The 15,111-nt window shown below is 47.9% G+C and carries 17 protein-coding genes; 7 read left to right on the forward strand and 10 right to left on the reverse strand.

Features of this window, described 5'->3' with window-relative positions; all coding sequences use genetic code 11:
• Nucleotides 1–8 precede the first annotated feature (8 nt).
• The 5 genes from BM058_RS08070 to BM058_RS08090 form a co-directional block, all read right to left on the reverse strand.
• A complete protein-coding gene (locus BM058_RS08070) occupies nucleotides 9–962 on the reverse strand; it encodes a sugar kinase (RefSeq protein WP_322787876.1) in 954 nt (317 codons plus the stop codon).
• A 29-nt stretch (nucleotides 963–991) separates the two neighbouring features.
• Nucleotides 992–2,272 carry a TRAP transporter large permease gene (locus BM058_RS08075; protein ID WP_090926518.1) on the reverse strand — a complete coding sequence of 427 codons (1,281 nt, stop codon included), beginning with the start codon at nucleotides 2,270–2,272 and terminating at the stop codon, nucleotides 992–994.
• Complete coding sequence (locus BM058_RS08080; protein ID WP_177195476.1) at nucleotides 2,269–2,772, reverse strand: TRAP transporter small permease; 504 nt, start codon at nucleotides 2,770–2,772, stop codon at nucleotides 2,269–2,271. Before BM058_RS08080 ends, BM058_RS08075 begins: the two co-directional genes overlap by 4 nt.
• 81 nt (nucleotides 2,773–2,853) lie before the next feature.
• A complete protein-coding gene (locus BM058_RS08085) occupies nucleotides 2,854–3,903 on the reverse strand; it encodes a TRAP transporter substrate-binding protein (protein ID WP_090926520.1) in 1,050 nt (349 codons plus the stop codon).
• A gap of 12 nt (nucleotides 3,904–3,915) precedes the next feature.
• Nucleotides 3,916–4,902, reverse strand: a complete 987-nt coding sequence (locus BM058_RS08090) for a LacI family DNA-binding transcriptional regulator (protein ID WP_245736899.1) — start codon at nucleotides 4,900–4,902, stop codon at nucleotides 3,916–3,918.
• Nucleotides 4,903–5,313: 411 nt separating this feature from the next.
• Between BM058_RS08090 and BM058_RS08095 the strand changes: the two genes are divergently transcribed.
• From BM058_RS08095 to BM058_RS08110, 4 genes are all read left to right on the forward strand, one after another.
• The gene (locus BM058_RS08095; protein WP_090926522.1) at nucleotides 5,314–5,817 is read left to right on the forward strand and encodes a hypothetical protein; all 504 of its coding nucleotides are present in this window, start codon (nucleotides 5,314–5,316) and stop codon (nucleotides 5,815–5,817) included.
• A gap of 156 nt (nucleotides 5,818–5,973) precedes the next feature.
• Complete coding sequence (locus BM058_RS08100) at nucleotides 5,974–6,927, forward strand: GDSL-type esterase/lipase family protein (RefSeq protein ID WP_090926523.1); 954 nt, start codon at nucleotides 5,974–5,976, stop codon at nucleotides 6,925–6,927.
• On the forward strand, nucleotides 6,920–7,561 hold the full coding sequence (locus tag BM058_RS08105; protein WP_177195477.1) for a YpmS family protein: 642 nt from the start codon (nucleotides 6,920–6,922) through the stop codon (nucleotides 7,559–7,561). The genes BM058_RS08100 and BM058_RS08105 overlap by 8 nt, the downstream gene beginning before the upstream one ends.
• Before the next feature lie 31 nt (nucleotides 7,562–7,592).
• Complete coding sequence (locus BM058_RS08110) at nucleotides 7,593–8,807, forward strand: threonine synthase (RefSeq protein WP_090926525.1); 1,215 nt, start codon at nucleotides 7,593–7,595, stop codon at nucleotides 8,805–8,807.
• A 235-nt stretch (nucleotides 8,808–9,042) separates the two neighbouring features.
• Here BM058_RS08110 and aroA read toward each other — a convergent pair whose 3' ends face one another.
• Both aroA and BM058_RS08120 read right to left on the reverse strand, forming a co-directional pair.
• Nucleotides 9,043–10,404 (reverse strand): 3-phosphoshikimate 1-carboxyvinyltransferase, encoded by a 1,362-nt coding sequence (gene aroA, locus BM058_RS08115; RefSeq protein WP_090926526.1) that lies wholly within the window; start codon nucleotides 10,402–10,404, stop codon nucleotides 9,043–9,045.
• A gap of 28 nt (nucleotides 10,405–10,432) precedes the next feature.
• Nucleotides 10,433–11,035, reverse strand: a complete 603-nt coding sequence (locus tag BM058_RS08120) for an AAA family ATPase (protein WP_090926527.1) — start codon at nucleotides 11,033–11,035, stop codon at nucleotides 10,433–10,435.
• A gap of 200 nt (nucleotides 11,036–11,235) precedes the next feature.
• On the opposite strand from BM058_RS08120, the gene BM058_RS08125 reads away from it, so the two are divergent.
• On the forward strand, nucleotides 11,236–11,436 hold the full coding sequence (locus BM058_RS08125) for a hypothetical protein (RefSeq protein ID WP_090926528.1): 201 nt from the start codon (nucleotides 11,236–11,238) through the stop codon (nucleotides 11,434–11,436).
• 136 nt (nucleotides 11,437–11,572) lie between these two features.
• Here the strand turns inward: BM058_RS08125 and BM058_RS08130 are convergent, their stop codons facing one another.
• The 3 genes from BM058_RS08130 to BM058_RS08140 form a co-directional block, all read right to left on the reverse strand.
• Nucleotides 11,573–12,430, reverse strand: a complete 858-nt coding sequence (locus tag BM058_RS08130; protein WP_090926529.1) for a VOC family protein — start codon at nucleotides 12,428–12,430, stop codon at nucleotides 11,573–11,575.
• A 19-nt stretch (nucleotides 12,431–12,449) separates the two neighbouring features.
• Nucleotides 12,450–12,857, reverse strand: a complete 408-nt coding sequence (locus BM058_RS08135) for a DoxX family protein (protein WP_090926530.1) — start codon at nucleotides 12,855–12,857, stop codon at nucleotides 12,450–12,452.
• Between the two features lie 135 nt (nucleotides 12,858–12,992).
• Nucleotides 12,993–13,325 (reverse strand): winged helix-turn-helix transcriptional regulator, encoded by a 333-nt coding sequence (locus tag BM058_RS08140; protein WP_090926531.1) that lies wholly within the window; start codon nucleotides 13,323–13,325, stop codon nucleotides 12,993–12,995.
• Nucleotides 13,326–13,472: 147 nt separating this feature from the next.
• On the opposite strand from BM058_RS08140, the gene BM058_RS08145 reads away from it, so the two are divergent.
• Nucleotides 13,473–13,811 (forward strand): YolD-like family protein, encoded by a 339-nt coding sequence (locus BM058_RS08145; RefSeq protein WP_090926532.1) that lies wholly within the window; start codon nucleotides 13,473–13,475, stop codon nucleotides 13,809–13,811.
• Between the two features lie 199 nt (nucleotides 13,812–14,010).
• Entirely contained in the window at nucleotides 14,011–15,105 is a 1,095-nt protein-coding gene (locus tag BM058_RS08150) for a bifunctional glycosyltransferase family 2/GtrA family protein (RefSeq protein ID WP_090926533.1), read from the forward strand.
• Nucleotides 15,106–15,111: the final 6 nt, after the last annotated feature.

Consider the following 15,111-nt stretch of genomic DNA (forward strand, 5'->3'; position numbering starts at 1 on the left):
CCCACCTTTTATCGTTCAATATGCTGCCGTTCCCCTAAAGCGGTCTGAACAGATTCCAGATAAGGCAGCCCTTCATTATCTCCGGAAACTCCTGTAACCATGGCTCCTACTGTATTAGCAAACCGGAGCGACCGCTTCAGATCGAAACCGCGGAGAATCGAATACAGAAATCCTGCATTAAAGCCATCCCCGGCTCCCACAGTATCAACCACCTTAACGGATTCGGGCGGGACAAAGGTGCTTCCTTCTCCCGAAAACCAACCGGATGCACCTTCTCCTCCTTTTTTCAATGCAACGTAGGAAATGCCGTACTGACCGAAAGTTTCCAGATGTGCCTCATCCGGCTGCTCTCCAAATAACAGGTCGGCTTCTTCTTTACCGCTCATCATAATATCTACATCCGGGAGAATGGGCAACATCGTTTCCCGAGCCTGTTCCCGGCTCCAGAGTTTCAGACGGATATTGGGATCAAGAGCTACCATCCTGTTATGCTTTTTAGCGATTTGAATTCCTTTTTTGATGATATCCAGGTTTTTACCGGCCAGGGAAAGAAACACCCCGCTGATATAAAACACACGCGCCTGTTTTAGATAATTTTCCTCCATATCGGCAGGGGTTATATCTTCAGTGGGGGAAGGGAAACGGTAGTAGAAAGTACTTCCGCTCCCGTCTTCCAGTACTTCTTTAATATTAAGCGGGGTCCGGTAATTCTCCAGTAGTTTGGTACGGGAGACGTCCACGCCTTCTCCCCGCATATAATTCAGAATATACCGGCCGAATCCATCCTGCCCGAACCGGCTGATCCACCCTGGCTGAAGGCCGAGGCGGGCACAGCCGACGATCAGATTCAGTTCCGCTCCGCCCATTTTCCGTTCAAATTCATGGGAGAACATAAGCGGACCCCGGGATTTCGGGTTCATGGTGATCATTGCGTCTCCTATTGATATAACATCCAGCATCATCTGTCACTCTCCAGTTCCTTCTATCTTCGCTAAAAATCAAATGAATTGGGCAGCCACATCGCTGTCTCCGGAATAAAGGCAATCACACCGATGACCAGAAGAATAACGGCGATGTATGGAATCGTCGCATAAAAGGAGCGGCCAATCGGTATTTCGGCAATTTTACTGGCGAGCAGCAAACACAGCCCGTATGGAGGAGTGACCAGTCCTACTGCCAGACACATCATCACAATCAAGCCGAAGTGTACCGGATCTATCCCAATCTGGGTGGCTGTCGGCAGCACAATCGGGACAAACAAAACGATGGAGGGAACCGTATCCATAAACATACCAACCAGCAGAAACAGTACAATGACAGCGAGAACAAACATCCAGTCAAACGGCAGTGCATTAGCAAAAAAGCTTTCCACCGCACTTGGTACATTGTAATAACTGATAAGCCTTCCGAGGGAGGTAGCTGTCGCCAGCGCAAATAATGTCAAGGAGCTCAATTTCAGCGTATCGTAAACGATCCCCGGAAGATCTTTCAGCGAAATGGTTCGATAGATGAAAAACGAGAGAACAAACGCATACGCGCAGGCGAGAACAGCTGCTTCTGTCGGAGTGACCACTCCACCTGTAATGCCGCCCAGAATGATAACGGGAGTAAGGAGAGGCGGGATACTTTTTAACCCTCTGAGCAGTACCTCTTTGACCTTCACACGTTCATACTTTGGATACTGGTGACGGTGGGAAATGATACCGATTAATGCCATCAAGCCGCCCGCAATGGCAAGACCAGGGATGATACCTCCGATAAACATTTTGCCGACAGACACTCCAGCCAGACTTCCATAGATAACCATTGGAATACTCGGCGGAATAATCATCCCCATCGTGGAAGAGGCTGCAGTGACCGCGGCAGCCGTTTCTTTATGATATTTCTCTTTTGCCATACTCGGTATCATGATTTTGCCGATACCGGCTGTATCAGCTGTAGACGCGCCGGAAATACCGCCGAAAAACATGGATACAACGATATTGGCATGGGCCAGTCCTCCCCGGATATGGCCGACGAGAGCTACAGCAAACTGCACGAGCTTTTCCGAGATTTTTCCCTGGTTCATGATATTGGCGGCGAATATGAAAAGAGGGACCGCCAGCAGGATAAACGATTCCAGCCCGGAAAACATCTGCTGCACGACAGACTGAAGAGGAATCGCATCAAGCAGGAAAAAACCGACATAGCTTACAATTCCGATGACAAAGGCGATAGGAACGCCGAGAAGCATCAACCCGAAAAATAATGCTGTAAGAACAATCCCTGTCATGATGCATCCCCCTTTCCTTGTTTACGAAATGATTTCATATCTTCCAGCCAGTTCTGCAGGGAAAACAGGATAACACCCGCACCGGCAGTCGGAATCGCAAGCCACGTATAACCCTGGCGGATCTGCGGGAGGTTGTTGAGCGTCCATCCCCAGAACTGGACTGTTAAACTGTATCCATCCTTGATCATCACAATACCAAATCCGATAAGCAGAAGATGAATCACGGATTGCAGTATCAAAAGCGGCAGACCTTTCACACTGTCAATGACTAACCCTACGGTAAAATGACCCCGCTGCCTGACCATAACGGCCGCTCCGAGAAACACCATCCATATAAAAGCATATGTTGCTATCTCGGAAGCCCAAAGCACTTCAATACCGGGAATGTACCTTGAAGCCACCTGCAACGTGATGCAGGCAAAAAAGATAAAGAAAAATACAGCTGCCAGCCGTAAATACAAGCCTTCCATCAGGGAAATCAGTTTTTTCACGATTCTCACTCTCCCACCTTCTATGACCTCCATGCAGGAGGAAAGACAAGAAAAGATGTTCCCGGCGGAAGCACCTTTCCCTGTGTCATATTAGTTCTCTTTCAATTCGACAACCTTCTCATATTCCTCTACTAAATTCAGGTTCTCTGCTGCGTTCTCGCGGACGGATTCTGTCTGTTCAAAAAACTTCTGCTGATCCACTTCATTGATTTTTACACCAGCTTCTTTGATTGCTTCACGGGATTCTTCTGCCAGGCGCTGATCCGTTTCACGTTCTGTTTTTGTTGCTTCTTCTGCGGCCGTCATCACAGCCTCCTGCTGCGATTCATTCAACTTATCCATAACCTGATCTGATGTGAAAAACAAGCGGGTGGTGTAATCGTGCTGCGTCAGTGAAATATTATTGATGACTTCATGATGACTGGCGAGATAAATATTGGTAAAATCATTTTCCGCCGCATCCACAACATTGTTCTGGAGCGCTTGGTACATTTCATCCCAGGCTACGCTGGTCGGCTGGGCTCCAAGAGCTTCCCAGGTGTTTGTCACCACCGGCGAATCCTGAGTACGCAGAGACATGCCGTCTAAGTCCGACGGTGTTTCAATCGGCTCCGCTCCGTAGTAGTTTCTGACGCCGGCTGTCCAGTAGCCGAGAACATTAAAGCTTGTATTGCTTTCGATTTTATTCGTCAATGTGTCTCCAATGTCTCCGTCAATCACAGACTTCCAGTGATCCCTGCTTTCAAAAAGATACGGCATGGAGAAAAAGTCTACTTCCTGCACGGACTGTGCCATAAATCCTGGAGCTGCCGCCACCAAATCCACCGATCCGGTCTTTAGATTCTGGACCAGCTCATCTTCATTTCCACCTAAATCCCCGTTTGTATGAACTTCCACGGTAACAGAGCCGTCACTCTCTTCTTCCACCACTTCTTTAAACTTCTCAAACCCTGCTGCAAATGCGCTTTCTGAGTCCAATTGGGTAGCTGCGATTAAATTGACGCTGTCTTCACTGCCACTTCCGCTGCTTCCACTGCTCCCATTTTCTCCGGAATCTCCGCCGGATTCACCGTTGCCGCATGCTCCTACTACCACCATTCCAGCTGTGAGAATAGACGTTGTCATCCATTTTTTGATCATGATAATTCCTCCTTATTTCTTAAACAGGGATGACTCCCGTACTTTCAGTTTCGGTTCAAATTCTTCGGTTTCCGAAGCGTCTTGCTGCACCTTCCCGTTGATTCGATTTAAAAGCAGTTCAGCGGTTTTCACTCCCATGCCGTAAGCGGGCTGCTCTACAGTTGTCAGTGTCGGTGTGAAAAACTCTGAAAATTCCACTTCATCAAATGTGACCAGGGCCAGTTCTTCCGGTATGGCTGTATTTCGCTGTTTCAAAATCGGCAGAACACTTTTTAACACCCTGTCATTTCCACAGATAAGTGCTGTAGGCGGGTGCTCTGATTCCAACATTTCTGTGAGCACTCCTTCTATCTGTTCCATATCACCACCAAACACATAATGTTCATTTAACTCCATGCCTCTATCGTTCAAAGCCTTAACATAGCCTTCATATCTCTCTTTTCTAGTACTGACCGTCAATGGCGAGCTGATGTAAGCAATAAGTTCATGGTTCTGATCCAAAAGATGAAGCGTTGCTTCGTACCCTGCTTTTATGTTCCTCAAAGTCACCGTCGGAACAGAGAGCGATTGCATTTTTCTGTCCAGAAAAACCATCGGGTAGCGTTCATTAATCAGTTCTTTGTAAAGACTTTCATTTACCCCCGTGGGAATAATGATGAAGCCATCCACCTGCTTTGCCTTCAGCATATCCACATATCTTTTTTCTTTCTCCGGATCATCATCCGCGTTACAGATGATTGTATGGTATCCATACTCTTGGCAGATATCTTCAATCGCCCGGGACACCTGAGTGGAAAAACGGTGCAGAATATTGGCCACAATAATACCAATGGTGGTCGTTTTTTTCTGTTTTAAGCCTCTTGCCACGGCATTGGGCTTATATTCCAACGAGAGCACCGCTTCTTCGATTCTCTTTCTTGTTTCGCTTCCCATGTGTTTGTAGCGTCCGTTTAAATACTGCGATACAGTGCTCTGTGATACGGAGGCGAGCTCCGCCACATCCTGTAATGTTGGTTTTCTTATGAGGACTCCCTCCTCCTTTTAAAGTAAATCGTTTTTGTAAATCGTTTTACTTTATCGATTTGATTTATAGTCTAAAGGAAAGCGCATTCATTTTTCAACCCGTTGTTTTAAAAAATTGAATAAATCTTAAAATTCTATCTTTTCAGCACATCAATGTTTCACGTGAAACATTGATGAAAGCGAAACGAAAAGCCTCCACTTTTCGTCTAATAAGTGTGGAATACTTAGTTATCCTGTTTTTTTTCAAACGGATGACACATAGATTAAGTCTAAATAACGGTTTATGCTGTACCTTCTCCCTCCGCTTTTCCTGATTTATAATGATGGCATAAACATATATTGGTACTATTCAGCCTCCATTCAGGCTGCTAAAAGGTGTGAAAAATCATGACTTTAAATAAAATACTGAAATGGTTCCTCCCGGTTATCGTAATAAGCGCCGGTGCGGCGGCTGCCTACTTTTTTACCACTCCAACGTTCAGCCATGATTACAAACAGCTGACGGAGCGGGTGGAAGTGGGAATGAAATACACAGACCCGGCAGAACAAACGGTTTACTTTCAGCCTTATATCGAAAACCCCAATCCTTCTTCGGATATCACCCTGACGTACAGCGCAGACTTCATGTCCGTTGCTGTACTTGATGAGCATGGTAATATCATTAAGGATTCGGTCTCAGTGCCGGAAAATAAGAACAAAAGTGCAGCAAACAGCTTGGAGACTACACTGCAGCCGGGAGAGAAGGAAAAAAATACGAACTATTATAAAGTCCACCTCCCGGACGAGGCACAACGCCTGCAGGTGACATTTACAGGCCAGGTGAAAGATGAATTCGGCATGGAAAAGGTGGATGAAAGCATAGAAATAAATATCAGCCACCTTGCGATGTAGGGGAAGCAGTAGGAATCGTCCATGCACGATACCTACTGCTTTTTTTCATCAGGAAAAAGCTGTACTTTTCCCTGAACCCTTATAACCTGATATAATAAAAACAGACTGATTATGTTCGTATAATGGCGAAACGATAATGTGCGGGTGTGATACCACATGAGAAAAAGAATATTTATTTTACTTGGTCTCGCTTTTTTATTAATGCTTCCCTCGGGAGCTTGGTTTGTAAGCTCTTCTCTTTCAGATGCCGGTTCTGACCACGCACTTTCGGATTCAGCTGCCAACTCCTCCAAGACACAGCAAACAGACAGTACCGTCTCCTCCAGCACCGATACACCTTCAAGGGAAGATGACAAACGTCCTTTCGAACAAGGTATTCAGGACGCAGTGGCTTCTGTGGTGAATGAGACACGCAGTCTTTTCATTTCCTCTGATCTGCACATCACGGCTGTCGGCGACTCCCTGACGAAAGGCACCGGCGATTCATCCGGAAGCGGTGGCTATGTCGGTATTCTGAAAGACTCGCTTGAAAAGAGTGTCCCGGATGCCTCCATCCGCGTGCAGAACTACGGGAAGAAGGGTAACCGCAGCGATCAGATTCTGGAGCGTTTGAATAAACCGAACATTTCATCATCTATTAGTGAGTCGGATATTATTCTTCTTACAGTCGGCGCCAATGACATCATGAAAATTGTCAGATCGAATGTGACCGACCTCACCTATGAGGTGTTTGAAAAAGAAAAGGACCCCTATGAACAGAGACTTACCTCGATTTTCGAACAAATCCGTGAAGAAAATGAAGATGCCGCCATTTACCTGCTGGGGCTGTACAATCCGTTTAACATGTACTTTTCTGACATTCCAGAGCTTGACCAGATTATCACGGACTGGAACATGATTGGAAGGAACGTCGTGAACGAACAGGAAAATGCCGTATTTATTCCAGTCAGGGACATTTTCCAGTACGCCGGACCCGGATACTATTCGGAGGATAATTTTCACCCGAACCAAAGAGGATATGCTTCTATGGCCGACAGGGTGCTTGATTATATCGAACCTGATTTGGAAGAATACCAGAACGGAACAAATGGGGAGAACAGCAATGACTAGCATAAACCGCAGGAAAACAGTATGGAAATGGTTATTTTTATCCCTGTTTACTATTAATCTAGGTGTCGTTCTCTGGTTATTCCTTGTTCTAAATGCCCCGCCTTCCGACCCTGTTTCACGGTCTGCCGGCGAAATTGAAGAACAAGATGTAGCTTTCACGATTGAATCAGACAAGGAAAATCTGAATCAATTAATCAAAGAGTATATAAGCAGACTTCCCCGGAACGAAAATGTGTCTTACAGTGTTGATTTAAACAATACTGTGGAATTATCCGGCTCGGTCAAAGCTTTCAATCAGCAGATTCCCGCAACGGTGAAGCTGCTTCCTGAAGTCCAGACAAATGGCGATCTCATATTGAAGCAGGATTCCATACGGCTGGGAAGGCTGCAGCTCCCAAACAGCCGGGTTCTCCAATACATTAAACAAAACTATGAAATGCCGGAGTGGATTCGTGTTCACCCATCACGTGAGAATATTTACGTCGCTGTAACAGAGATCAGCCACAGCAGTATTCAAGTGAGAGCAGAACAGTTTGATCTCCAGAATAATGAGATTTCTTTCAGTGTTCATGCACCCTATGAACGCCTTCCCTTTAATCAAAATACCATTATGAATTATTTCCAGTCCGGATGACCGTTGATAACGAAGAAAGAAGGGAATCATTGTGTATCAAGCTTACAGCTATCTCTCCCATTTGTACTGCCCGAAATGCAGCCGTGAATATGATGCCTCGATCCCGCAGCATGAATGTGCATGCAGCGCACCGCTGCTGGCAGCATATGATATGGATGCTTTGAAGATTCAGTTTCGCAAAGAGGCGGTCATGGTACGCCCTCCTTCCATATGGCGGTACCATGAACTGCTCCCCGTCCGTACAGAAAAAGACATTGTATCTCTGGGAGAAGGCATAACCCCGTTACTCCCCGTGAAGAAAACCGGTAAACGATACGACATCGAAGACCTGCAGCTCAAGGATGACAGCGTCCTTCCCTCCGGTTCTGCAGAAGCCCGGGGAGCGGCAGCCGGCATTTCCAAACTGAAGGAATATAACGTGCATGACATTGTCCTCTCTGCAAATGGCCATGCCGGCGCTTCCTGGGCGCTGTACGGCAGCCGTTCCTCCATTTCCTCTCATGTCGCTATGCCTGTGGAAGCTCCGCTTTCTGTGAGAAAAGAATGTGCTGCCTCAGGAGCCGATCTGCAGCTGATTAACGGTTTCATTCGGGAAGCTGAAGATGCAGCAAGCCGTGCATCTGAGCGTCACGGCTGGTTCGATGCTTCCCCCTTCAAAGAACCTTACCGGATTGAGGGGCAGAAAACAATCGGGCTGGAGCTTGCCGAACAGCTGCAGTGGAACCTTCCCGATGTGATCGCCTGCCCTGTCGGTGCTGGCACCAGTTTTATCGGTCTGTATAAAGCAATCCATGAATTAATTGAACTGGGATGGGTACGTTCGGCGAAAATACCGAAACTTGTGGCCGTCCAGACAGAAAACTGTGCTCCGATTGTACATGCCTTTGACAACAAACGGACAGACGCGGTACCGACCCCGGAATTGTATTCGGCAGCTTTTGAGATCAGTACAGGCACGTCCGCCGGAGATTTTCTCGTCCTGGATGCTATTTACAAAACAAAGGGAGCAGCTGTGGCCGTCTGCGAAGAGGACCTTCTGGCCGAACAACGGCTGATCACCCGGGAAGAAGGGATTTTTTCCAGTCCGGAAGGCGCGGCAGTGTTTGCTGGAGTAAGACAGCTGAGGGAAGAGAACTGGATTCAGCGTGAAGATCGTGTCGTGTGTATCAACACAGCCATGGGGGTAAAAACTCCGGAAACGATAGAAGGAAGTACACCGATTCTCGCTCCAGGTGATGACTGGTGAAGGGAACCGCCACTCACATGTTTTGATTCTTCCTGCGTTCCGCAGCCACTGTAAAAACGCTCCCGGATGTCTGCCTGACAGCCGGGAGCGTTTTTAGGTATATTCGATACAATCATTTTGTCGAGGTCCAAAATCAAACGGCTTCCGGAAATCCTGTTGTCTGTACCGCCTCCATCATAAAGCTAATCAGCCTTCTGCAGCAGAGACAGGAGCAGAGAAACGGGTACACACCGTACTACGTAGCTGTTTTATAGGAAATAGAAACCCCGAGGTGTTCAAGGAGGTCATAGAAGGTTGGACAGGTTTTGGAAACGCATCCGGGGTCCTCAATCGATACTCCCGGCACCTTCGTTCCAATGAGCGAGAGAGCCATCGCCACCCGGTGGTCATCATAGGAATGCAGGTCTACGCCGACAGGAACACCGGGGTGAACCCGAAGTCCATCCGAAAACTCTTCCACTTTGATTCCCATTTTCCGAAGTTCCGTACAGGCGGCATGGATCCGGTCGGATTCATGGTGACGTATGTGTTCTACATCCGTAATGGTGACAGGACCATCTGCAAATGGAGCAACAGCGGCCAGTGTTAATGTCTGATCTGACATTTCTTTCATACTGATCTCAAAATTCCCTTTGAGATGCGGGGTCCCCTGTATTTCAATGAAGTCCTCTTCCCGAATGACAGTGCACCCCATTTTCTCGTAAACGTCGACCATATAAATATCCGGCTGATTCGTCTGCATTGTCAGATTATTGATACGGATGCGGCCGTTGTTAAGCGCCGCCAGAGCCATGAAATAGCTGGCGGTGGACGCATCCGCTTCAAGTGCCATGTTTTGTCCTTTGTATCCACCGGCGGATACGTCCATTTCGGTCAAATCTTCATTATATGCCACATTGGCACCGAACTGTTTCATGAGATCGAGTGTAATGTTGACGTAAGCATGCTGGACTATATAATCCGGAATACGAACCTTTAGCGTCTCCTCAGCATAGGGGCCGGCAAGCAGCAGACCGCTGATAAACTGGCTGGATGTGCGTCCGGAAATAGAGACTTCCCCGCCGTGGAGTCCCTGCGCGTGAATCCGTAGTGGATAGGCTCCTTCGTTCTCTCTATACTCCACGTCAGCACCGAGTGTCTCCAAAGCTTCCATGAGCGGCTGAACCGGCCGCTCGCTCATTCGTTTACTTGCCTCAACAGTGTATGTTCCGCTACCTGCAACAGCCAGGGCGCCCGGCAGGAACCGCGCGATTGTACCCGCTGCCCCGATGTATATTTCGGCTTCCTGCACCGGCCAGGTGCCCCCGCACCCTTCCATAATGACGGTATCCCCATTCACTTCTGCGGCAGCACCCAATTTCTGCAGTGCATCAATGCACCAATAGGAATCATCACTTTTTAAGATACCGGACAACGTGGAACGCCCTTTGGCCAAGGCGGCCATAATCAATGCCCGGTTTGTGAAGCTTTTGCTGCCGGGGATTGTGACATCAGCCTGCACACGCCCCTCTTTAAGCGGTGAAATTGATACATGTTCCACGTCATTCAGCGCAGCCCACGGGGACCGTGCTCTAAAATCTGGTTCACCCATTCCCATCGCCCTTTCTGTAAATCATGCATTTTCTCTATTTTATCACAGAGAGTGTTTGCAGAAGATGTTCGATTTGTTGAAAAAATGACACGTCATACCGATACTCCGGGACAGCTTTAAGATGTCTGATAATACTCCGGGCTGCCGCTTCTTCCCGGCCCGCCCGTGTAGGATACATTGGAACCGGCAGAGGTTCCAGCAAATCGCTGTAAAAGCGCCGGTGCGCTTCTGCCGGCACCATTCTCCGGAAAGAGCCGTTTCGATGCTGCCGGCGCTGAAGCAGCTTAAAGGAAGCATCATGATACACATAATAATCCGGTATGCCAAGACGCTGCTCCAGAAAAGCCGAGCGGAAATGAGGGAGCAGCTGCTGCACATAATCCTGCCGGTGAAGTAGTGCAGCGTGGACAAGTGGCGCGAACAAATCGCCGTCCAAAGCGACCAGTGCGTGGGAGCGGGCTTTTTCCAGGGCAAGCTGCCAGCGTCTCTGCTCATCTATGTATTCCTGCCAGACATCTTCGCTGCGGTCCCGAAACGAAGACGCCGGGATGACATACGCTCCGTACCTGTCTGCAAGCTCAAGAGAAAGAGTAGTTTTTCCGGAACACGGCGGCCCCTCTATACAAATAATCGGCATCTTTATCCTTCCTTGTCCGGTAATCTCTGTCGATTCTCCATCTATCTACTGCTTTTATCCTTTTCGCTGCGGCTGTTCTATTCTCCTTCCTGTCCCTCTAAACATACCGTGTGAAAGTGTTATGCCACAACAGCAGAGTATGGAAAAAATATCCTTTAACGTGTTATTTTCAGGATAATGAAGGAAGGAGATAGAGCTGTATGGGAAAGATTATATATTTTGTAATAGGAATCTGCGTGAGTCTGCTTGTATTACCTTTCCTTTACCGTGCTGGTGTTCCCACATTTGATGTTGTATTACGACATGTATTTGGAGAAGGAAGTATCTGGGCCGTTTTCACTTCCCTGCTTCTTATTTTACTCGTATTCCTGGGAATACGAAAAGCTGTGAAACAGCACTAAACAACAAAAGTCCCCGCACCGCTGTGCATCTTCTGTCATACAAAAATATCCGGACGTTGATTCGAAGAATATCACTGTATCTTCAACGAATCATCGTCCGGATATTATTTATTTATGGATAGATTTTTTTACACGGTTACCGCACGGCGAGCCGGACCCGGCTGCCGGACGTATCACGGATCCGCACATCCCCGTCTTGATTGTCATAAATGATGCCTGCTTTTTGCAGACGGGAACGCACCTCATCGAGCTCCTGTCTATCCGACATCGTGATGGTGTATTCCTTTAACCCGACGGCGTTTTCCGGAGGAGAAGGTGCATCTTTACCGGCCCAGATGTTCAGACCGATATGATGATGGTAGCCGCCGGCTGCGACAAACAGGGCGTGCTCCCCCATGTGCACCATCGGGGAAAACCCGAGACCGTTGACATAAAAGTTTTTCGTTTCCTCAAGATTTCCAACGTGCAGATGAACATGACCGATCATCGTAGAGGCGGGCATGCCCTGCCACTCTTTTCCCTCTGCAGCCTGCAGAACCGCATCGGCATCCAGAGGGACGGTCTGCCCATATATCCAGCCCTCATCATCGTATCTCCACTGACTGCGGTCCCGGTCCCTGTAAAGCTCCAAACCATTACCATCGGGATCGGGCAGATAGACCGCTTCGCTGAAATGATGATCCGCCGCTCCCTGCAGTGGATAGTCATGCTGCACGAGACGCCTCAGAATCATCCCGAGCGAGGCCCGGTCCGGCAGCAGTACAGCAGCGTGATACAAACCGGTGGTATGCGGTGGTTTTCGTACCGCGTCTTCCCTTTCTTCCAACACAATAAGAGGACGCTTTCCATCGGCGGAGAGCTTTGCGGTGTGTGATGTTCTCTCTATCACCTGAAAACCAAGCAGTTCTTCATAAAAAGACAGCGATTGTTCCAGATCCGAAATTGTAAAGATGACGGAGCCGATTCGCGCGTCATCTGGAAGTGTTACAGACATAGCAGATTCCCCCTGTCGCTTAGAATATCACGGCATCCAGTGAAAACGAACCGGCTCCAATGAAAGCAATGCCGATTCCGGCGGCAAGCAGCATCAGATTGTATTCATAACCGCCCTCCGTTGACCAGAATCCATTCGGACCGTGAACTTTTATAATCGCTCCGATCATCGTCACGGCGATGATAATACCTGCTGCAGGCGTGAGCAGACCAAGAGCAAACAGCAGACCGCCCGCAAACTCAGCCAGTCCCGCCACAAGAGCCATCGTATAGCCCGGTTTGATGCCGATGGAATCAAAAAAACCGCCGGTCGCTTTCAAACCATGACCTCCAAACCACCCGAACAGTTTCTGCGCCCCGTGGGCAGCAAAACTAAGTCCGATAACGAGCCGTATGATTAACAGCCCTGTACTTGCTAATAAAGACATATGATTTCCTCCTTTTAAACAGTAACAAAAATATAACAGGTTACTTTTAGTAAGTCAATAAAAATAACCTTCCCTCCGCTTTTGCGCACAGCCGTGTAACAAGGTGCCTGTTATGCCGGGGCAGCGTTTTTCTTTTTATTCTTCTGCTTTTGTGTCTTCTTCCACCCAATTGTCCGCCCATTTCTGGACTTCCGCCAGTGCCGGGGTAATGTCTGCTCCCTTGTCCGTTAAGGAATAAAGAATACGCACCGGCTTTTCCGGCACGACATCCCGCTGGACCATATCCTTTTCTTCCATCTCTTTCAACCGTTCGGTCAGCATTTTTTTACTGATCTCGGGGATTTGTGCGGCGATTTCATTAAAGCGCATCGGCCCTTCCTCCAAAACACGGATAATCACACCGATCCAGCGCTTTCCCAAAAGCTGAAATGCTTCTTCAAATTTCGGGCATACTCTCATCGAAGCCATATCGACACCTCCCGTTTCCTGCTATTATAGTATATTCTATCGTTGACTAATAGTAACGAAGCCTGGAGGGGAAACGTTATGGAAAATATTTCACCTTTAATGAGAACTTCTGTTCCCTTATACTGAAGTAAGAAAGGAGGGGGAGCTGTGAAAGGAAATAAACTGACACCAGGCTCCAACCTGCGCTGGGAATCGTCACGGATGATTCTTCCGGAACACCGCGAGCAGTGGCTCAGGCATCAGCAGGAGCAGAAAAAAGCGAAAAAACCGGAGCTGGATCCGCAGCGGTGGGAGGAATTGGAATGGATTCTTGCCGATGCGATGCGGGACAGCCGCTCTCTTCATTTCACGTTCTGGGAAAATGGGTTTTTTTATGACATCACGGGCACCTGTCATTTCATCAACCACGAGCAGCAGCAGTTCCACATTCAGACAAAAGACGGAGTGAAATATTTGAAATTTGAGCATTTAGTTCATATTGAGTAGTACTCAAAACAACGTACAATCTGTTATGATAGGTTTAAAAAGTGTAAATGAATAACATCAGGGGAATACTGCGCGCAGAGCAATCCCAAAGAAGAAAAACAACAGCGCCCGGACAGGCGGACAAGACACTCATGTTGTTTGTGTCATGAGTGTCTTATTCGTGCAGAACGGCAGCCTAAGCGAAAGGGGGAACATGTCGATGGCTGAAGATTTTAAAGGAATATCCATCGTCATTCCCGCCTACAAACCGGATGAACAATTACTGGAACTTGTACGGAAATTAAACGGGGAATCTTTCGATGATATTATTATTGTAGATGATGGAAGCGATGCCTCCTCCACATCCATCTTTGAAACACTGGAAAACACCACTGGCTGTACCGTGCTCCGGCACGAACAGAACGGCGGCAAAGGAAAAGCACTGAAAACGGCGTTTTCCTACTACAGCACGTCATATCCGGATGGAATAGGTGTTATTACAGCGGATGCGGACGGTCAGCACCATCCTGACGACATCAAAAAAACGGCGGAAGCGCTGATAGAGCAGCCGGATGCCCTTGTTCTCGGCGTCCGCGATTTCTCAGGGGAGGATATTCCGCTCAGGAGCCGGTTTGGCAACGTGTTAACCAAAATGGTCGTGAAAGCCGCTTCCGGCATGAAACTGACCGATACCCAGACAGGACTCCGCGGCATTCCAACATCCTTTGCCGAAGAACTGCACAGCATCAAAGGAGACGGCTATGAATTCGAAATGAGAATGATTCTGGCCTGCCGCACCTATAAACGGAGCATCACAGAAGTAACTATTGAAACCATTTATATGAATGACAATGAGTCCTCCCATTTTCATCCGATACTGGACTCCATCAAAATCTATTATGTCTTTTTACGTTTTCTCTTTTCTTCTCTTGCCTCCTTTGTCGTGGACGTTTCACTGTTTGCCGTATTTTCGACGGTATTCAAAGCCCTGATGCCGATGGGATTCATTATTCTGGCAACGGTGCTGGCGAGGGTGCTTTCCTCGCTGTTCAATTACTTCATGAACCGGCATGTCGTGTTCAGATCAAATCAGTACCCCGCCCGCACGATGATAAAGTATTACACTCTTGCCGCTGTGCAGATGGGCGCTTCCGCCGGCGGCGTGTACATGCTGTACCATACAGCCGGCGGGCATGAAGTCCCTATTAAAATCGCGGTCGATTCCCTCTTGTTTTTACTCAGCTTTTACATTCAGCGGAACTGGGTATTTAAAAGAGAAGCTTCTTACATCGGCAGAGAGGTGAACCACTATTAACGTCTT

Source organism: Salibacterium qingdaonense (genome assembly GCF_900114715.1).
Lineage (GTDB): Bacteria > Bacillota > Bacilli > Bacillales > Marinococcaceae > Salibacterium > Salibacterium qingdaonense.

Coding starts and splice junctions, on each gene's coding strand:
- BM058_RS08070 (WP_322787876.1), bottom strand. CDS start 962: ATGATGCTGGATGTTATATCAATAGGAGACGCAATGATCACCATGAAC.
- BM058_RS08075 (WP_090926518.1), bottom strand. CDS start 2,272: ATGACAGGGATTGTTCTTACAGCATTATTTTTCGGGTTGATGCTTCTC.
- BM058_RS08085 (WP_090926520.1), bottom strand. CDS start 3,903: ATGATCAAAAAATGGATGACAACGTCTATTCTCACAGCTGGAATGGTG.
- BM058_RS08095 (WP_090926522.1), top strand. CDS start 5,314: ATGACTTTAAATAAAATACTGAAATGGTTCCTCCCGGTTATCGTAATA.
- BM058_RS08100 (WP_090926523.1), top strand. CDS start 5,974: ATGAGAAAAAGAATATTTATTTTACTTGGTCTCGCTTTTTTATTAATG.
- BM058_RS08105 (WP_177195477.1), top strand. CDS start 6,920: ATGACTAGCATAAACCGCAGGAAAACAGTATGGAAATGGTTATTTTTA.
- aroA (WP_090926526.1), bottom strand. CDS start 10,404: ATGGGAATGGGTGAACCAGATTTTAGAGCACGGTCCCCGTGGGCTGCG.
- BM058_RS08120 (WP_090926527.1), bottom strand. CDS start 11,035: ATGCCGATTATTTGTATAGAGGGGCCGCCGTGTTCCGGAAAAACTACT.
- BM058_RS08125 (WP_090926528.1), top strand. CDS start 11,236: ATGGGAAAGATTATATATTTTGTAATAGGAATCTGCGTGAGTCTGCTT.
- BM058_RS08130 (WP_090926529.1), bottom strand. CDS start 12,430: ATGTCTGTAACACTTCCAGATGACGCGCGAATCGGCTCCGTCATCTTT.
- BM058_RS08135 (WP_090926530.1), bottom strand. CDS start 12,857: ATGTCTTTATTAGCAAGTACAGGGCTGTTAATCATACGGCTCGTTATC.
- BM058_RS08140 (WP_090926531.1), bottom strand. CDS start 13,325: ATGGCTTCGATGAGAGTATGCCCGAAATTTGAAGAAGCATTTCAGCTT.
- BM058_RS08150 (WP_090926533.1), top strand. CDS start 14,011: ATGGCTGAAGATTTTAAAGGAATATCCATCGTCATTCCCGCCTACAAA.